Source organism: Pseudomonas sp. 1176_21 (assembly GCF_052850635.1).
This window is the reverse complement of sequence record NZ_VXCV01000003.1, coordinates 545,781-564,225: the sequence shown is the minus strand read 5'-3', so window position 1 is coordinate 564,225 and position 18,445 is coordinate 545,781. Positions and strand designations below refer to the sequence as shown.

At 64.3% G+C, this 18,445-nt stretch carries 18 protein-coding genes; 12 read left to right on the top strand and 6 right to left on the bottom strand.

From position 1 onward, the window contains the following. The 4 genes from FW760_RS10750 to FW760_RS10735 form a co-directional block, all read left to right on the top strand. Window positions 1-633: RluA family pseudouridine synthase (locus FW760_RS10750; protein WP_446443783.1), on the top strand; the 633-nt coding region annotated here is incomplete at its 5' end. A 145-nt stretch (window positions 634-778) separates the two neighbouring features. Then, the gene (locus FW760_RS10745) at window positions 779-2,068 is read left to right on the top strand and encodes a M18 family aminopeptidase (protein WP_054914664.1); all 1,290 of its coding nucleotides are present in this window, start codon (window positions 779-781) and stop codon (window positions 2,066-2,068) included. A 170-nt stretch (window positions 2,069-2,238) separates the two neighbouring features. Next, on the top strand, window positions 2,239-2,403 hold the full coding sequence (locus FW760_RS10740; protein ID WP_167400231.1) for a hypothetical protein: 165 nt from the start codon (window positions 2,239-2,241) through the stop codon (window positions 2,401-2,403). 47 nt (window positions 2,404-2,450) lie between these two features. Next, on the top strand, window positions 2,451-4,619 hold the full coding sequence (locus FW760_RS10735; protein WP_275732087.1) for a mechanosensitive ion channel family protein: 2,169 nt from the start codon (window positions 2,451-2,453) through the stop codon (window positions 4,617-4,619). On the opposite strand, the gene FW760_RS10730 is transcribed toward FW760_RS10735, so the two are convergent. Next, window positions 4,616-5,329, bottom strand: coding sequence for a UTRA domain-containing protein (locus tag FW760_RS10730; protein ID WP_446443782.1), 714 nt, complete (start codon window positions 5,327-5,329; stop codon window positions 4,616-4,618). The two genes, FW760_RS10735 and FW760_RS10730, sit on opposite strands and share 4 nt — an antisense overlap. A 346-nt stretch (window positions 5,330-5,675) precedes the next feature. On the opposite strand from FW760_RS10730, the gene FW760_RS10725 reads away from it, so the two are divergent. The 6 genes from FW760_RS10725 to FW760_RS10700 all read left to right on the top strand — a co-directional run bounded on the left by FW760_RS10725 (window position 5,676) and on the right by FW760_RS10700 (window position 10,918). Then, the gene (locus tag FW760_RS10725; protein WP_043859983.1) at window positions 5,676-6,740 is read left to right on the top strand and encodes an ABC transporter substrate-binding protein; all 1,065 of its coding nucleotides are present in this window, start codon (window positions 5,676-5,678) and stop codon (window positions 6,738-6,740) included. A 79-nt stretch (window positions 6,741-6,819) separates the two neighbouring features. Next, a complete protein-coding gene (locus FW760_RS10720) occupies window positions 6,820-7,626 on the top strand; it encodes an alkaline phosphatase family protein (protein WP_104572067.1) in 807 nt (268 codons plus the stop codon). A gap of 5 nt (window positions 7,627-7,631) precedes the next feature. Then, entirely contained in the window at window positions 7,632-8,465 is an 834-nt protein-coding gene (locus tag FW760_RS10715) for an ABC transporter permease (RefSeq protein ID WP_054914921.1), read from the top strand. Beyond that, complete coding sequence (locus FW760_RS10710; RefSeq protein ID WP_054914667.1) at window positions 8,452-9,249, top strand: ABC transporter permease; 798 nt, start codon at window positions 8,452-8,454, stop codon at window positions 9,247-9,249. The genes FW760_RS10715 and FW760_RS10710 overlap by 14 nt, the downstream gene beginning before the upstream one ends. Before the next feature lies 1 nt (window position 9,250). Beyond that, on the top strand, window positions 9,251-10,240 hold the full coding sequence (locus tag FW760_RS10705; protein WP_043859980.1) for an ABC transporter ATP-binding protein: 990 nt from the start codon (window positions 9,251-9,253) through the stop codon (window positions 10,238-10,240). A 24-nt stretch (window positions 10,241-10,264) separates the two neighbouring features. Further along, complete coding sequence (locus FW760_RS10700) at window positions 10,265-10,918, top strand: HAD family hydrolase (RefSeq protein ID WP_043859979.1); 654 nt, start codon at window positions 10,265-10,267, stop codon at window positions 10,916-10,918. A 59-nt stretch (window positions 10,919-10,977) separates the two neighbouring features. On the opposite strand, the gene FW760_RS10695 is transcribed toward FW760_RS10700, so the two are convergent. Continuing rightward, complete coding sequence (locus tag FW760_RS10695; RefSeq protein ID WP_043859978.1) at window positions 10,978-11,940, bottom strand: NAD(P)H-quinone oxidoreductase; 963 nt, start codon at window positions 11,938-11,940, stop codon at window positions 10,978-10,980. A gap of 139 nt (window positions 11,941-12,079) precedes the next feature. On the opposite strand from FW760_RS10695, the gene FW760_RS10690 reads away from it, so the two are divergent. Together FW760_RS10690 and FW760_RS10685 are read left to right on the top strand one after the other, a co-directional pair. Then, window positions 12,080-14,161, top strand: a complete 2,082-nt coding sequence (locus tag FW760_RS10690) for a carboxy terminal-processing peptidase (RefSeq protein ID WP_167400229.1) — start codon at window positions 12,080-12,082, stop codon at window positions 14,159-14,161. A 123-nt stretch (window positions 14,162-14,284) separates the two neighbouring features. Then, the gene (locus FW760_RS10685; RefSeq protein ID WP_315406400.1) at window positions 14,285-16,060 is read left to right on the top strand and encodes a GGDEF domain-containing protein; all 1,776 of its coding nucleotides are present in this window, start codon (window positions 14,285-14,287) and stop codon (window positions 16,058-16,060) included. Here FW760_RS10685 and FW760_RS10680 read toward each other — a convergent pair. From FW760_RS10680 to FW760_RS10665, 4 genes are all read right to left on the bottom strand, one after another. After that, window positions 16,042-16,410 (bottom strand): hypothetical protein, encoded by a 369-nt coding sequence (locus FW760_RS10680; RefSeq protein WP_116055198.1) that lies wholly within the window; start codon window positions 16,408-16,410, stop codon window positions 16,042-16,044. The two genes, FW760_RS10685 and FW760_RS10680, sit on opposite strands and share 19 nt — an antisense overlap. Continuing rightward, window positions 16,407-16,754: a helix-turn-helix domain-containing protein gene (locus tag FW760_RS10675; protein ID WP_058541022.1), complete on the bottom strand. Its 348-nt coding sequence runs from the start codon at window positions 16,752-16,754 to the stop codon at window positions 16,407-16,409. Before FW760_RS10675 ends, FW760_RS10680 begins: the two co-directional genes overlap by 4 nt. Window positions 16,755-16,853: 99 nt before the next feature. Further along, window positions 16,854-17,294, bottom strand: coding sequence for a YkvA family protein (locus tag FW760_RS10670; RefSeq protein WP_043859973.1), 441 nt, complete (start codon window positions 17,292-17,294; stop codon window positions 16,854-16,856). A gap of 276 nt (window positions 17,295-17,570) precedes the next feature. After that, on the bottom strand, window positions 17,571-18,293 hold the full coding sequence (locus FW760_RS10665) for an FKBP-type peptidyl-prolyl cis-trans isomerase (RefSeq protein WP_054914671.1): 723 nt from the start codon (window positions 18,291-18,293) through the stop codon (window positions 17,571-17,573). Between the last annotated feature and the right edge of the window lie 152 nt (window positions 18,294-18,445).

Sequence of the window (18,445 nt, the reverse complement as noted above, 5' to 3'; positions counted from 1 at the left end):
CCGCTGTCCAACGTTCACATCCTTCACCAGGATGCCGCCATCCTGGTGGTCAACAAGCCGACCCTGCTGCTGTCCGTGCCGGGGCGCGCCGACGACAACAAGGATTGCCTGATCACCCGCCTGCAGGAAAACGGCTACCCCGACGCCCTGATCGTGCACCGTCTGGATTGGGAAACCTCGGGGATCATCCTGCTGGCGCGCGACGCCGACAGCCACCGCGAGCTGTCGCGCCAGTTCCATGACCGTGAAACCGAGAAGGCCTACACCGCACTGTGCTGGGGCCAGCCTGCGCTGGACAGCGGCAGCATCGACCTGCCGTTGCGCTACGACCCGCCCACCAAGCCACGGCACGTGGTGGACCACGAGCAGGGCAAGCATGCGCTGACCTTCTGGCGCATCGTCGAGCGCTGTGGCGATCATTGCCGGGTGGAGCTCACGCCGATTACCGGGCGTTCACACCAGTTGCGCGTGCACATGCTGTCGATCGGGCATCCACTGCTGGGGGATCGACTGTACGCCTACCCCGAGGCCCTGGCGGCGCATGAGCGGTTGTGCCTGCATGCCAGCATGCTGAGCTTCACCCACCCGGTGAGCGGCGAGCGACTGCGCTTCGAGTGCCCGGCGCCGTTCTGATACACCGCGGCGCGGCTATCGCGGGTCAGCCCGCTCCCACAACGATCACCCTGAACGCTGTGGGAGCGGGCTTGACCCGCGATAGGGCCCACGCAAATCCGTGATCAATACGTTAAACTCGCGCCACTGCTGTCTGGAGTGACCTATGCGCGATGCACTGAACCAAGGCCTGATCGACTTTCTCAAGGCCTCCCCCACGCCGTTCCACGCCACCGCCAGCCTGTCGCAGCGCCTCGAGGCCGCCGGCTACCAGCGCCTGGACGAACGTGACAGCTGGGCCACCACGCCCGGCGGACGCTACTACCTGACCCGCAACGACTCCTCGATCATCGCCATCAAGCTCGGCCGCCATTCGCCGCTGCTCGACGGCATTCGCCTGGTCGGCGCCCACACCGACAGCCCCTGCCTGCGCGTCAAGCCACAGCCCGAACTACAGCGCCAGGGCTTCTGGCAGCTGGGCGTGGAAGTCTACGGTGGCGCCCTGCTGGCCCCCTGGTTCGACCGCGACCTGTCGCTGGCCGGGCGCGTGACCTTCCGCCGCGACGGCAAGGTCGAAAGCCAGCTGATCGACTTCAAGCAGCCCATCGCGGTGATCCCCAACCTGGCGATCCACCTCAACCGCAGCGCCAACGAAGGCTGGGCGATCAACCCGCAGACCGAGCTGCCACCGATCCTGGCCCAGGTGGCCGGTGACGAGCGCGTCGACTTTCGCGCCCTGCTCACCGAGCAACTGGCCCGCGAACATGGCCTGAACGCCGACGTGGTGCTGGACTACGAGCTGAGCTTCTACGACACCCAGGACGCCGCCGTGGTCGGCCTGCATGGCGACTTCATCGCCGGCGCGCGGCTGGACAACCTGCTGTCGTGCTACGCCGGCCTGCAGGCCCTGCTGGCCGCCGACAGCGACGAGACCTGCGTACTGGTGTGCAACGACCACGAAGAGGTCGGCTCCAGCTCCGCCTGCGGCGCCGACGGCCCGATGCTGGAACAGACCCTGCGCCGCCTGCTGCCCGACGGTGACGATTTCGTCCGGGCCATCCAGCGCTCGCTGCTGGTGTCGGCCGACAATGCCCACGGCGTGCACCCCAACTACGCCGACCGGCACGACGGCAACCACGGGCCCAAGCTCAACGCCGGCCCGGTGATCAAGGTCAACAACAACCAGCGCTACGCCACCAACAGCGAAACCGCCGGTTTCTTCCGCCACCTGTGCATGGCCGAGGAAGTGCCGGTGCAGAGCTTCGTGGTACGCAGCGACATGGGCTGCGGCTCGACCATCGGCCCGATCACCGCCAGCCACCTGGGTGTGCGCACGGTGGACATCGGCCTGCCGACGTTTGCCATGCACTCGATCCGCGAGCTGTGCGGCAGCCAGGACCTGGCGCACCTGGTCAAGGTGCTGACCGCGTTCTACCTGAGCCGCGATCTGCCCTGACCTGACAGGCCTGCGCCCACAGCACTGCGGTGATCGCCAAACAGGCGCCGTACCTGTGGGCGCTGGCTTGCCAGCGAAGAGGCCACGACTGACCCCCATCAACCCGCGCGCAAACATTTGGCGCTATGCTTGCCCATCACTACACCTCCTACAGCATAAGGACCTTGCGCATGTCCGAGTTTCAAACGATGTTCCTCCCGGTGATCGCCGGGTTGATCCTGCTCACCGTCGGCTTCAGCATGCGCGAGCGCAACAGCGGGGTGCTGATGATGTGGATCGGCATGCTGGGCATCCTGGGCATCATGGTGTGGAAGATCCTCGAGAAACTCACCTGACAAATGCTCTACACTCGGGCGATTGAGTGTTCGAGGTTGATCGTCCGGTGCCTGCCTTCCTGCGTTTCCTGTCCCTGCTGCTGATTCTGTTCCTGCCCCTGGGCCACGCACACGCGGCCGGCCTACCGGGCCTGCTTGGCGGTTCGAGCAAACCCCAGCCCGAGGCGACTGAACCCCTCGCGCAATCGCTCGACGATGTCATCAAGAACCTCGAGAACGACCAGCAACGCAGCAGGCTGCTGGCCGACCTGAAGAAGCTGCGCGACGCCACCAGGCAAGCCCAGCCCAGTGCCGAGCAAGGTGTGCTGGGCCTGATCGGCACCACCTTCAACGAACTGGAAAAGCAGTTCAGCGGCGAGGCCAGCCCGTTCAACCGCTGGAGCCGCGAACTGGAACTGGCCCAGATCGAGCTCAGTGCGCGGGTGGTGCCGGTGCATGAATGGCCGACGATCCTGTTCGGTTTCGCCGCCATCATCGCGCTCTGGAGCCTGCTGGCCTACGCGCTGAACTGGGTCAGCCACCAGGTACGCCTGCGCTTCGGCCTCACCGAAGAGCTGCCGCAACACCCGCGCACCTGGGACCTGGTGCGCTTCGCCCTGCGCAAGCTCGGGCCTTGGCTGGTGGCGCTGATCATCACCGTGTACCTGAGCTTTGCCCTGCCCTCTTCGCTGGGCAAGTCGATGGCCATGGTACTGGCCTACGCCCTGGTGGTCGGCACCTGCTTCTCGGCCATCTGCGTGATCGCCTTCTCGCTGCTCGATGGCCCGCACCGCCACCGCGCCCTGTACATCCTGCGCCACCGCGCGTTCCGTCCGCTGTGGCTGATCGGCAGCTTTGCCGCCTTCGGCGAGGCGATGAACGACCCACGCATGGCCGCCGCCCTGGGCGACCACCTGGCGCACACCCTGGCGACCCTGGCCAACATTCTGGCGGCGCTGTCCACCGGGCTGTTCATCCTGCGCTTTCGCCGCCCCATCGCGCACCTCATTCGCAACCAGCCGCTGTCTCGGCGCCTGACGCGCCGCGCCCTGAGCGACACCATCGAGATCCTCGGCACCTTCTGGTACCTGCCGGCCCTGGTGCTGGTGGGCATTTCGCTGTTCGCCACGTTCGTGTCCGCCGGCGACACCAGCACGGCCCTGCGCCAGTCGCTGATGTGCACGGTGCTGGTGGTGATGTGCATGGTGGTCAATGGCCTGGTGCGCCGCCATGCGCTCAAGCCGCAGCGGGCCAACCGGCGCCAGGCGGTCTACGCCGAACGCCTCAAGAGCTTTGGCTACACCCTGGTGCACCTGCTCATCTGGCTGGTGTTCATCGAGCTGGGCCTGCGTGTATGGGGCTTCTCGCTGATCGGTTTCACCGAGGGCGAAGGCCACGAGGTGGCGGTGCGCGTGTTCGGCCTGGCCGGCACGCTGATCGCCGCCTGGCTGGTGTGGATCCTCAGCGACACCGCCGTGCACCACGCACTCACCCGCTCGCGCAAGGGCCTGGCCAATGCCCGTGCGCAAACCATGATGCCGCTGATCCGCAACGTGCTGTTCGTGGCCATCTTCATCATCGCGGTGATCGTGGCCCTGGCCAACATGGGCATGAACGTCACGCCGCTGCTGGCCGGTGCCGGTGTGATCGGCCTGGCCATTGGCTTTGGTGCGCAATCGCTGGTGGCCGACCTGATCACCGGCCTGTTCATCATCATCGAGGACTCCCTGGCCATCGATGATTATGTGGATGTCGGCGGCCACCTGGGAACCGTCGAAGGCCTGACCATCCGTACCGTGCGCCTGCGCGACATCGACGGCATCGTGCACACCATCCCGTTCAGCGAGATCAAGAGCATCAAGAACTACTCGCGCGAATTCGGCTACGCGATCTTCCGCATCGCCATCCCCTACAACATGAGCATCGACAAGGCCATCGGCCTGGTTCGCGACGTGGGCCAGAAGATGCGCAGCGATCCGCTGCAACGGCGCAATATCTGGTCGCCGCTGGAGTTCCAGGGGGTGGAGAGCTTCGAGTCCGGCTCGGCGGTGCTGCGCGCGCGCTTCAAGACCGCGCCGATCAAGCAATGGGAGGTGTCGCGGGCATTCAACCTGGCGCTCAAGCGCCAGCTCGACGAAGCCGGGCTGGACCTGGCTACCCCGCGTCTTTCGGTGCAGGTGGTGACCGCCGGCGGTGGCCCCGCCCAGGACACCGCCCCCGTCGACAGCAACGCCTAGCCCGCCTCGGCCACGATGCGAATCGCATCGTGGCGCCAGTACTCCAGGTCGCAGTCGATCAGCCGCCCGTGCTGGTCGCTGTTGACCCGGGTGATATGCAGGCCGGCACTGCCGGCCGACACCTTCAGCGCCATCGCCGCCGCCACCGGCAACGCGGTGGGCAGCGTCTCGAAACGCACCCGGCCATAGGCGATGCCGTAGTGCAGCGCGTACACCTCGGTCAGCGACTGGCTCAGGTCGAAATCCAGAATCCCGGCAAAGTACTCGGGGTTGAGGTAATGCTCGGCATAGAGCACCGCGCGCCCATCGATACGCCGCAGGCGGCAGATCTGGATCACGCTGGACAGCGCCGGCAATTGCAGGCGCGCACAGATCGCCGCCGGCGCCGGCTGCAGGCGGGCCGACAACAGTTCGGTAGCCGGCTGTCGACCCTGGTCGCGCACCATGGCATGGAAGTGGCTGCGCTCGATCAGGTCATAGCTCAGGCGCTGGGGCGCCACGAACCAGCCACGGCGTTCCTCGCGGTAGATCAGCCCGCAGGCCTCCAGTTGCACCAGCGCCTCGCGCAGGGTGATGCGCGTGGTATCGAACACCTCGCTGAGCTTGCGTTCGGCCGGCAACTTGCAGCCGGGCGCCAGCAGGCCATGCTCGATCTGCTCTTGCAGGGCATTGCATATGGCTGTTACTGCACGCGTGGGCAGTCGATGCATCAAGGGTTACCTATCTGGACTAGTCCAGCCTGGTGCGTGTGCCAGAACGGCGCAGCGACGATGGCCGGGCGGAGTAACCAAAGCCTAGGCAATCCACATGAACGGCACATGACAGCGCGCCGGACGGTCACGCACAGGCCCGGTCGAGTGCGGTCAAGGCGTTGCGGATCAAGCACTTGAAACTGGTCTACGCTCTATTTTCAGGGCCGCTGCACACACCTGGCGCGGCGCCTTCGACATCAAACTGTCATGCAACCGGCCTACCTTGGCTCGGGTATTGCTGACCTAGACCAACCGAATCGAAACCCTCTCAGCGTTTTGCACGGCACCCATCAAGGAGCTTCGGATGAAACAGCTTTTTCTGGCCTCACTGTTAGGCACCAGTATTGCCCTGTGCACCTCGGCCATGGCCGCGGACACCGACCTCAAGGCCCTCGAGGACGCCGCCCGCAAGGAAGGCGTCGTCAACAGCGTCGGCATGCCCGATGCCTGGGCCAACTGGAAGGGCACCTGGGCGGACCTGGCAAGCAAGTACGGCCTCAAGCACATGGACACCGACATGAGCTCGGCCCAGGAAGTGGCCAAGTTCGATGCCGAGAAAGACAACGCCAGCGCCGATATCGGCGACGTCGGCGCCGCCTTCGGCCCCATTGCGCTGGCCAAGGGCGTGACCCAGCCGTACAAGCCCAGCACCTGGGAGCAGATACCGACCTGGGCCAAGGACCAGGACGGACACTGGGCACTGGCCTATACCGGCACCATCGCCTTCATCATCAACAAGCAGCTGGTCAAGGAAGAAGACATTCCCAAGACCTGGCACGACCTGGAAAAGGGCAAGTACAAGGTCGCCATCGGTGACGTCGGCACCGCTGCCCAGGCGGCCAACGGCGTATTGGCTGCAGCCATTGCCTACAAGGGCGACGAGTCCAACATCGAGCCGGGCCTGCAACTGTTCACCAAGCTGGCCCAGCAGAAGCGCCTGTCGCTGGCCAACCCGACCATCCAGACCCTTGAGAAGGGCGAGATCGAGGTCGGCGTGGTGTGGGACTTCAACGGCCTGAGCTACCGCGAGCAGATCGACCCGAAACGCTTCGAGGTACTGATCCCGTCCGACGGCTCGGTGATGTCCGGCTACACCACCATCATCAACAAGTACGCCAAGCACCCGAACGCCGCCAAGCTGACCCGTGAATACATCTTCAGCGATGCCGGGCAGACCAACCTGGCCATCGGCCATGCGCGGCCGATTCGTGCCGAGCACCTGAAGCTGCCGGCGGACGTGCAGGCCAAGCTGCTGCCCAACGAGCAGTACGCGCCGGCGCAGCCGATCAAGGATGCAGCGGCATGGGAAGCCACCTCCAAGGCCCTGCCGCAGAAGTGGCAGGAGCAGGTCATCATCGAGATGGAGTGAAACCATCGCGGGTCAGGCCCGCTCCCACAAGGAGCGGGCTTGACCCGCGATGTGGTCATCGCTGTCACCGGAGCCACCCATGAACCACAACGTCATCCTCGTCATCCTCGACGGCCTCAACCACCAGGTGGCCCACCACGCCATGGGCCACCTGCATGCCTATGTAGAAGCAGACCGCGCTGCCCTGTACCGCCTGGAATGCGAGCTGCCGGCACTGTCGCGACCACTCTACGAATGCATCCTCACCGGTGTGCCGCCGATCGACAGCGGCATCGTGCACAACAACGTCACGCGCCTGTCCACCCAACGCAGCATTTTCCACTACGCCCGCGACGCCGGGCTGAGCACCGCCGCCGCGGCCTACCACTGGGTCAGCGAGCTGTACAACCGCTCCCCTTTCGAACCGCTGCGTGACCGCCACACCCATGCGCCGAAACTGCCGATCCAGCATGGCCTGTTCTACTACGCCGACCACTACCCCGACTCGCACCTGTTCGCCGACGCCGAGTACCTGCGGCGCAAGCACGCACCGAACTTCCTGCTGGTGCATCCGATGAACATCGACGATGCCGGGCACAAGCACGGCCTGGACAGCAGCCAGTACCGCAACAGCGCACGCAGCGCCGATATCCTGCTGGCCGACTACCTCAGCACCTGGCTGCAGGACGGCTACCAGGTGCTGATCACCGCCGACCACGGCATGAACAACGACCGCTCGCACAACGGCGTGTTGCCCGAGGAGCGCGAAGTGCCGCTGTTCGTGTTCGGCGATGCGTTCAGCCTCGACCCGGCCGCCAAGCCCCTGCAGACCGAACTGTGCGGCACCGTATGCGAACTGCTCGGCATCCCCCACGACAAGCCGGTATGCCGGGAGCTGCTCTCGTGAACTCGATCACCCGTGGCAAATGGCTGGCGCTGTTGTGCCTGCTGCCCTTCGCGGTATTTTTCATCATCTTCCAGATCGCCCCGCTGACCTGGGTGGCCGTGCACAGCCTGCAGGCCGAAAGTGGTTGGGGCCTGGACAATTTCAGCAAGGTGCTGGGCTCGAAGTTCTACCGCCAGGCCATCCAGCACAGCCTGGAGATCAGCTTCTGGTCGAGTCTGTTCGGCATCCTGATCGCCATCCTGGGCAGCTATTCGCTGCGCAAGGTGGACTCGCGCCTGCGCGACTTCGTCAACGCCTTCGCCAACATGACCAGCAACTTCTCCGGCGTGCCGCTGGCCTTCGCCTTCATCATCCTGCTTGGCTTCAACGGCGCGCTGACCCTGCTGCTCAAGCAGGCCGGGATCATCGAGGACTTCAACCTCTACTCCAAGACCGGGCTGATCATCCTCTACACCTACTTCCAGATCCCGCTGGGCGTACTGCTGCTGTACCCGGCGTTCGACGCCCTGCGCGAAGACTGGCGCGAATCGGCCGCCCTGCTGGGCGCCAGCGCCTGGGACTACTGGCGCCTGATCGGCCTGCCGGTGCTGACCCCGGCGCTGCTGGGCACCTTCGTGATCCTGCTGGCCAACGCACTGGGCGCCTACGCCACGGTGTACGCATTGACCACCGGCAACTTCAACGTGCTGCCGATCCGCATCGCCGCGCTGGTGTCCGGCGACATCTCGCTGGACCCGAACCTGGCCAGCGCGCTGGCGATGATCCTGGTGGGGCTGATGACCCTGGTCACGCTGGTGCACCAGTGGCTGTTGAAGAGGAGCTACCATGTCTCGCGCTGAATCGGGCCCGGCCGGGCTCTACCACCGCGTGGTGGTGTACGTGCTGTTCGTGATCCTGCTGCTGCCGCTGGCCGGCACCCTGCTCTATTCGTTGTCCACCAGTTGGTCGGCCAGCCTGCTGCCCAGCGGGCTGACCTTCAAGTGGTACCTGGCGCTGTGGAGCGAGCCGCGTTTTCTGGCCGCCTTCGGCCAGTCGCTGCTGGTGTGCGTGGGCGCGCTGGTACTGTCGGTGCTGCTGATCCTGCCGCTGCTGTTCGTGGTGCACTACCACTTCCCCAGGCTCGACGCACTGATGAACATCCTCATCCTGCTGCCCTTCGCGGTGCCGCCGGTGGTGTCGTCGGTGGGGCTGCTGCAGCTGTATGGCTCAGGGCCGATGGCGATGGTCGGCACGCCGTGGATTTTGATCGGCTGCTATTTCACCGTGGCCCTGCCCTTCATGTACCGCGCCATCACCAACAACCTGCAGGCGATCAACCTGCGCGACCTGATGGATGCCGCCCAGTTGCTGGGGGCCAACACCTGGCAGGCCGCGTTTCTGGTGGTGCTGCCCAACCTGCGCAAGGGCCTGATGGTGGCGCTGCTGCTGTCGTTCTCGTTCCTGTTCGGCGAGTTCGTGTTTGCCAACCTGCTGGTGGGCACCCGCTACGAGACGCTGCAGGTGTACCTGAACAACATGCGCAACAGCAGCGGGCACTTCAACAGCGCGCTGGTGATTTCCTACTTCCTCTTCGTGCTGGTGCTGACCTGGGCAGCCAACCGCCTGAACAAGGACAAGACCTGAAATGAGCTTCGTCAGCATCCAGAACCTGCAAAAAAGCTACGGCGCCAGCGCGGTGTTCAACGACATCAACTGCGAGATCGGCCGCGGTGAGTTCGTCACCCTGCTCGGCCCCTCCGGCTGCGGCAAGTCCACCCTGCTGCGCTGCATCGCCGGCCTGACCGCTGTAGACAGCGGCAGGATCCTGCTCGACGGGCAGGACCTGGTACCGCAGAGCCCGCAAAAGCGCGGCATCGGCATGGTGTTCCAGAGCTACGCGCTGTTCCCCAACATGAGCGTGGAACAGAACGTCGCCTTCGGCCTGCGCATGCAGAAGATCAAGGGCCAAGACAGCCGCCCACGGGTACTCGAGGCGCTGCGCATGGTCGAGTTGCAGGACTTTGCCAGCCGCTACCCGCACCAGCTCTCCGGCGGCCAGTGCCAGCGCGTGGCCCTGGCCCGCTCGCTGGTGACCCGCCCACGCCTGTTGCTGCTGGACGAGCCGCTGTCGGCGCTGGATGCACGCATCCGCAAGCACCTGCGCGAACAGATCCGCCAGATCCAGCGCGAGCTGGGCCTGACCACCATCTTCGTCACCCATGACCAGGAAGAGGCGCTGACCATGTCCGACCGCATCTTCCTGATGAACCAGGGCCGCATCGTGCAGAGCGGCGATGCCGAATCGCTGTACACCGCGCCTGTGGATGCCTTCGCGGCCGGCTTCATCGGCAACTACAACCTGCTCGATGCCCAGAGTGCCAGCCGCCTGCTGCAACGTACGGTGAACAGCCGCCTGGCAATCCGCCCCGAAGCCATCGCGTTGAGCCTGGAAGGCGAACGCGAAGGCCTGGTGCGCAGTCACAGCCTGCTGGGCAACGTGATCCGCTACCGCATCGAAGCGCGTGGTGTGGAGCTGGTGGTGGATGTGCTCAATCGTTCAGCCGCCGATCTGCATGCGGACGGCGAGCGGGTATCCTTGTCCATCGATCCCACCGCCCTCTGCGAAGTTGCCTGAGGGCCGAACAGGAGTTTTGTTGTTATGGCTTTAGCGATTTTCGATCTGGATGAAACCCTGATCCACGGCGACTGCGCCTCGCTGTGGAGCGAGCAGATGGTGCGCCTGGGCTGGGTGGACGGTGAGTCGTTCCTGCGCAGGGACCGTGAGCTGATGGAGGCCTACGGCAAGGGGCACCTGGCGATGGAAGACTACATGGCGTTCAGCCTGGAGCCGCTGATCGGGCGCACACCAGAGGAAGTCGATCATCTGGTCGAGCCGTGGGTGGAAGACTTCATCGAGCCGATCATCTTCAGTGAGGCCACCCGCACCATTGCCGAGCACCGCAAGGCGGGGGATCGAATTCTGGTGATCTCGGCCTCGGGTGTGCATCTGGTGGGACCGATTGCCGCGCGCCTGGGGATCGACGAGTACCTGGGCATCGAGCTGGAAGTGGAAAAAGGGTTCTACACCGGCAAGACCGTGGGCACCCTGACCTACCGCGAAGGCAAGATCACCCGCTTGCTGGAGTGGCTGGACCAGCAGGAAGAGAACCTGGAAGGCGCAAGCTTCTATTCCGATTCGCGCAATGACCTGCCGTTGCTGCTGAAGGTTGACCACCCGTATGTGGTCAACCCGGACCCGGTGCTGCGCGAGCATGCCGAGAAGAATGGCTGGCCGATTCTGGCCTGGGCCTGAAAAAAATTCGCCGGCAAGGTCGGCTCCTGCAGGAGTCGGCCTTGCCGGCGAACAGGGCCCTATACCAGGCTGTCGTCGATCACCAGCACCAACTTGCCCGATACCTGGTTGCCCGCCAGTTCGGCATACGCCGCCTCGGCGTCCTTCACCGCATAGCTGCCTACCAGTTGCGGCTTCAAGCGCCCTTCGGCGAACAGCGGCCACACCTGTTGGCCCAGGTCACTGAGCAGGTCGGCCTTGAACTGGTCATCGCGATTGCGCAGGGTCGAGCCGGTCACCTGCACCCGCTTGGCCAGTACCTGGGCCAGGTCCAGCTCGGCCTTGCGCCCGCCCATCAGGCCGATGATCACCCAGCGCCCGTCACGGGCCAGCAGTTTGAGGTTGAGCGCCGCATAGTTGGCCCCCACCGGGTCCAGGATCACATCGAACGGGGCGAAGTCGTTCAGCGCCTCTATATCGTCACCGCGCACCACGCCACCGCTGGCGCCCAGCGCCTGACAATAGGCCAGCCGCTCGGCCGAGCCCACGCTGACCCAGCTGGGGCTGCCGAAGGCCTTGCACAGCTGGATGGCCGCCGACCCCACGCCGCTGGCGCCGGCATGCAGCAACACCTTCTCGCCCGGCTTGAGGCCGCCCAGCTGGAACAGGTTGAGCCAGGCCGTGGCGTATACCTCCGGGATCGCAGCCGCCTGCTGCAGGCTCAGGCCCTCGGGCACCGGCAGCACGTGGCGCGCATCGACCACCACCTCTTCGGCCATGCCGCCACCGGCCAGCAGTGCGCATACCCGGTCGCCCACCTGCCAGGACACCCCGGCTCCCACTTCGCTGATCACCCCGGCACATTCCAGGCCCAGGAACTCGCTGGCGCCCGGTGGCGGCGGGTACAATCCGGCACGCTGCAACAGGTCGGCGCGATTGAGCCCGGCCGCTGCCACGCGGATGCGTACTTGACCTACATCGCAAGTTGGACTTGTCGTCTCAACCCACTCCACATGTCCGTCAACGCCTTGCAATGCCTTCACAGTGCCTCCATAGTTGAGTCATGACTGAGCCTGGCTGCCTTGGCACCAGGCTTTTTGCATTATGCGTCCGGCTCCATGGAACCGGCGAATTCAAAGACGGCCTAATATGCGTGATCAATTGCCCCTACGTCGAATCAGCATGAAGCATCTCCTGCCCAGCACTGCCCTCGCCCTGATGATCGGCCTTGGCAGCTTGCCGCTGGCCGGCGCCGCTTCGGCCGCCAACAGTTGGGACAAGTTGCAACCAGACCGCGATGAAGTGGTCGCCAGCCTGAACGTGGTCGAGTTGCTCAAGCGCCACCACTACAGCAAGCCGCCACTCAATGATGCGCGCTCGGTCATCATCTACGACAGTTACATCAAACTGCTCGATCCCTCGCGCAGTTACTTCATGGCCAGCGATATTGCCGAGTTCGACAAGTGGAAGACGCAGTTCGACGACTTCCTCAAGAGCGGCAACCTGGACCCGGGCTTCACCATCTACAAACGTTATCTGGATCGCGTGAAATCGCGCCTGGACTTCGCCCTGGCCGAGCTGAACAAGGGCGTCGACAAGATCGACTTCACCACCCAGGAAACCCTGCTGGTCGACCGCAAGGACGCTCCGTGGCTGCAGAACCAGGCCGAGCTCGACGACCTGTGGCGCAAACGCGTCAAGGACGAGGTGCTGCGCCTGAAGATCGCCGGCAAGGAACCCAAGGCCATCCAGGAACTGCTGACCAAGCGCTACAAGAACCAGCTCGCGCGCCTGGACCAGACCCGCGCCGAAGATATCTTCCAGGCCTACATCAACACCTTCGCCCAGTCGTACGACCCGCACACCAACTACCTGTCGCCCGACAACGCCGAGAACTTCGACATCAACATGAGCCTGTCGCTCGAAGGTATCGGCGCGGTGCTGCAAAGCGACAACGACCAGGTCAAGATCGTGCGCCTGGTGCCGGCTGGCCCTGCCGCCAAGACCAAGCAGGTGGCCCCGGCCGACAAGATCATCGGCGTTGCCCAGGGCGACAAGGAAATGGTCGACGTGATCGGCTGGCGCCTGGACGAAGTGGTCAAGCTGATCCGCGGCCCGAAGGGCTCCGTGGTGCGCCTGGAGGTCATCCCGGCCAGCAACGCGCCTAACGACCAGACCAGCAAGATCGTCTCGATCACCCGCGAAGCGGTCAAGCTCGAAGAACAGGCCGCCAAGAAGTCGGTGCTCAAGCTCAAGCAGGACGGACGCGACTACAAGCTGGGCATCATCGAGATCCCGGCCTTCTACCTCGACTTCAAGGCGTTCCGCGCCGGGGATCCGGAGTACAAGTCCACCACCCGTGACGTGAAGAAACTGCTCACCGAACTGCAGAAGGAAAAGGTCGACGGCGTGGTCATCGACCTGCGCAACAACGGCGGCGGCTCCCTGCAGGAAGCCACCGAGCTGACCAGCCTGTTCATCGACAAGGGCCCCACCGTGCTGGTACGCAACGCCGACGGCCGTGTCGACGTGCTCGAAGACGAAAACACCGGTGCCTTCTACAAGGGCCCGCTGGCGCTGCTGGTCAATCGCCTGTCGGCCTCGGCCTCGGAGATTTTCGCCGGCGCCATGCAGGACTACCACCGTGCCCTGATCATCGGTGGCCAGACCTTCGGCAAAGGCACCGTGCAGACCATCCAGCCGCTCAACCATGGCGAGCTCAAGCTGACCCTGGCCAAGTTCTACCGGGTTTCCGGGCAGAGCACCCAGCACCAGGGCGTGTTGCCGGACATCGACTACCCGTCGATCATCGACACCAAGGAGATCGGCGAGAGCGCCCTGCCTGAAGCCATGCCGTGGGACACCATCCGCCCGGCCATCAAGCCGGCCGTCGACCCGTTCAAGCCGTTCCTTGCGCAACTCAAGGCACGCCACGAAAACCGCAGCGCCAAGGACCCGGAGTTCGTCTACATTCGCGATCGCCTGGCCCTGACCCAGCAGTTGATGAACGAGAAGACCGTCAGCCTCAACGAGGTGGAACGCCGCGCTCGCCATGCCGACATCGAAGGCAAGCAGCTGGCGCTGGAAAACATCCGGCGCAAGGCCAAGGGCGAAGAGCCGCTCAAGGAACTGAAGAAGGAAGACGAAGACGCCCTGCCGGTCGAGCCGGATGACACCAAGCCGGAAGATGACGCGTACCTCGCCGAAACCGGGCGCATCTTGCTGGACTACCTGGGGCTGAATTCCTCGGTGGCCAAGCACTGAAACGATAATGGCAAAATAATGTGACGGTGCCCTTTTCGGGTCATCAAACAGTCATCATTCTGTCGTGAAATAAGGGACTGGGCGCCGATGGCCCCAGTCCCTTTTTTTCAAGGTAGCCCTGCCATGACCGTGACCGAACAGCTCAGCGCGTTGAGCTCCATCCTGGCTCAAAGCGGCTTGCACAGCCTGTTCCAACCCATCGTCTGCCTGTCCGAGCGACGCATCCTCGGTTATGAAGCCCTCAGCCGCGGCCCGTCCAACAGCCCGCTGCACTCCCCCATCAACCTGTTCGCCGTGGCCCGCCATGCCGGCCGCCTGACCGAACTGGAGGTGGCCTGCCGCGAAAGCGCGTGCCGGCGTTTCAGCCAGCAGCAACTGGAAGGCAAGCTGTTCCTCAACGTGTCGCCCGAGTCGTTGCTCGAGCCGCAATACCAGTCCGGGCGCACGCTCAAGCTGCTGCAGAGCCTTGGCATCCCACCCAGCCGGGTGGTCATCGAGTTGACCGAACAAACCCCCACCGACGACTTCCAGCTGCTGTTCAACGCCCTGCACCACTACCGCGACATGGGCTTTTCGATTGCCCTGGACGACCTGGGCGCCGGCTATTCCAGCCTGCGCCTGTGGTCGGAACTGCGCCCGGACTACGTCAAGATCGACCGGCATTTCATCGACGGCATTCACCAGGATGCGGTCAAGCGTGAGTTCGTCGGCTCGATCCTGCAGATCGCCAAGGCGTCGCGGGCCAAGGTGATTGCCGAGGGCATCGAGCTGGCCGAGGAGCTGGCGGTGCTCACCGAGATGGGGGTCGACCTGGTACAGGGCTACCTGCTGTGCCGGCCGCAGGAGCAACCGCCCCGCGACGCTACCGCCATGCTGCCGTCAGCGACGCACAGTGGCGCGGTGGTGCTGGGTGAGGACGGCCGCGATCTGAGTGCGCTGCTCAACGAGCAACCGGCCGTGAGCGGCGATACGGCGACCCTGGAGGTACTGGCGCTGTTTCGCCGCCAGGCCAACCTCAACTCGCTGGCTGTTCTCGACCATGCACAGCGCCCCTGCGGCATCGTGCACCGCCATTCGCTGTCCGACGCGCTGCTCAAGCCGTTCGCCACCGACCTGTATGCGCGCAAGCCGATCAGCCGGCTGATGAACGAGGACTTTCTGGCGGTGGAGCTCAACCAGTCGCTGCAGAAGGTCAGCCGCCTGCTGACCAGCCGCGCGCGCCAGCGCATCGAGGAAGACTTCATCATTACCCAGAACGGTCGCTACCTGGGCCTGGGGCGGGTGATCGACGTGCTCAAGCTGATCACCGAACAGAAGCTGCAGCAGGCCCGCTATGCCAACCCGCTGACCCTGTTGCCGGGCAACGTGCCGATCCAGCAATGCCTGACCCGCTTGCTGCAGCAACAGCGCGAGGCAGCGATCTGCTATGTGGACATCGACAGTTTCAAGCCCTTCAACGACATCTATGGCTATGCCAAGGGCGACGAAGTGCTGTTGAGCCTGGCCCAGTGCCTGAGCGAACGGGTCGACCCCAGCCGGGACTTCGTCGGCCATATCGGTGGCGACGACTTCATGCTGGTACTGGGTTCGAAGGATTGGGAGCAGCGCCTGAACGTGCTGCTGGACGACTTTCAGAATGCCTGTCGGCGCTTCTACCGCACCGAGCACCTGGAGGCCGGGTGCTTCATCGCGCACAACCGCGTGGGCCAGCGCCAGGAATTCCCGTTGCTGTCACTCTCGATCGGTGTGGTGCAACTGCATGCACATACCTGCGCGCAACTGGATGCCGGCCAACTGGCCGACCTCGCCTCCCAGGCCAAGCACCATGCCAAGGATGTGCCCGGGCACAGCCTGTACCTGATCGATACGGCGCTGGCGCCTCAGGCCTGTTCGGGATAGGTGTACTCGAACACCCGTACCACTTCCGAGGCATGCCAGGATGCTGCGGCCATGCCGTCCGATGGCCCGGAAAACCGCCCCAGGCGCTCGACGCATTCGAAAAAGCCGGTACGTGGCAAACGGCTGGCCCCCTGGCTGATCACCAGCGAGCTGCGCAGTGGCTGCTCGGCGCGTGCATCGATCACCGCCAGGTACTCAAGCGCGGCGGTCAGGGTCTGCATCGCCGGGCTTGGCAGCTCCAGGCGTTCGAGCAAGGCGCGGTAGGTCAGCAGGTGGCGTTGCCGGCGTGCCACGTCCAGCTCGCCCAGCAGCCCCTCCCATTGCTGACGGCTGATCCGCACGCCGCTCACGACGGCTCGCTCCAGCCTGCCACGCCCAGCTCCCAGGCCAGGCTGCGGCGGATCGCGGCATCCGGCTCGCGCTCACCGCTTTCAATCAGCGCCAGGTACACCGGACTGATGCCCACCTTGCGCGCCAGCTGCTCGGCAGCCAGGCCCTTGGCCTCACGCAAGGCGGCCAGCTCGCCCAACGCGGGCAGGCTGGCCGGCGTGGGTGCAGCGGCGCTGGCGTTGACGCCTGCCGGCTGCGCCGTGGCGGCCGGTTGACCTGCCGCCTTCAACAACGCTTGATAGTGCTCCCAGGGCACGACCGCGTACTCGGGTTGACCGTCTCGGCTGATAACCTGAATACCCATTACAACCCCCTTGTAAGAACCTGCGCATGTAATCGCTCGGTATAGCGCTTATGCCAAATATAGTACCAGCCGGCGCAGTATTGCAGGGTGTAACCGGATTTAGCGCTTTCCCTGCTCCAGGCGCAACGCTTCGGGGGTGTCGGGCAGGCGCTCGACCACGCGCAGTTTCTCGGGAGACTGACGATTGCGCCAGGCGCGAAAAGCCGCCAGCTCGCTGTCGAACGTCTTCAGCACCCAGGCCAGTACGGCGAGATCGTCGAGCAGGCCGATGCCGGGCAGCCAGTCCGGGATCGCGTCCAGCGGGCTGACAAAGTACAGCAGGCCGGCGACGATGGTCAGTAGCGCCCTTGAGCTGATGGCACGGTACTCGCCACGCCACCACGCCACGCACAGCGCCTGCAGCAGGCGTACGTCATCCTTGAGCTTGCCCAGGCTCGGGCCCTTGCGCGCCACGGCGAAGATCAGCGCTGGCAGGCGCCCCCGGCTCAAAAGGCGCTCGGCCAGCGGCAGGAAACGGGCAAAATTCCAGGGTGCTTTCATACCACCTCCAACGGCAGGGCCGGGAAGGTTATCCACAGTATTTGTGGATAACCTTGTGAACAGAGGCCATTTTCAGGCTCGGCGTGCCCGCCAGGCAAGGGCCTGGGTCAAATCGGGCGTTTTTTACACACCTGTTTCATTACGCGGTCACTTTGCGAAAGCCGTCACAGTTGCGCACGCCACCAAGGTGTGACGTCAGATCGCTCCCACGGTTCAGCCCGATCCATAAACGACAACGCCCCGTCGAGACGGGGCGTTGTGCACACAGCGGGACGCTTACTTCTCAGCAGCGTCTTCTGCTGCCTTGGCCGGGTCCTTGATGGCGATCAGTTCCAGATCGAACACCAGTACCGAGTTGGCCGGGATCATCGGGCTAGGGCTCTGTGCGCCATAGGCCAGGTCAGCCGGAATGAACAGCTTGACCTTCTCGCCCACGTGCATCAGTTGCAGGCCTTCCACCCAACCCGGAATCACGCCGCTGACCGGCAGGTCGATCGGGCTGCCGCGCTCGACGGAGCTGTCGAACACCTTGCCGTCGATCAGCTTGCCTTCGTAGTGAACAGTGACCACGTCGGTAGGCTTGGGCTGGGCGCCTTCGGCCTTCTTCACGATCTGGTACTGCAGGCCCGACGCGGTGGTGACCACGCCGTCCTTCTTGCCGTTTTCTTCAAGGAACTTCTTGCCGGCGGCGGCCGACTCTTCGCTCATCTTGACCAGGCGTTCTTCAGCACGCTTCTGCAGCGCGGCGAAGGCTTCGACCAGGTCTTCGTCCTTGATCTTCTGTTCCTTCTTGCCGACAGCGTCCTCGATGCCCTGGGCCACGGCCTTGGAGTCGAGATCGTCCATGCCTTCCTGTGCCAGGCTCTTGCCCATGTTCAGGCCGATACCGTAGGAAGCTTTCTGTGCCGGGGTCTTCAGCTCGACGCTGGTCTGCGAATCGCAACCCGCCAGTACCAGGCTAACCAGGGCAACCGCAGCCGCCAACCGATGCTGTTTCATGCTATTTCCTTGTTCATGCGCCAAAAGGGCAATCGAGTAAAGCCGCGAGCTTATCAGGCGGCCACGACCAATGGCTACCGGCATGAGAGCGACAAAAGGTCGAGAAGTTCAGCCAGGTGAAGGCTTCTTCATGCAGCCGATAAGCCAGTGGC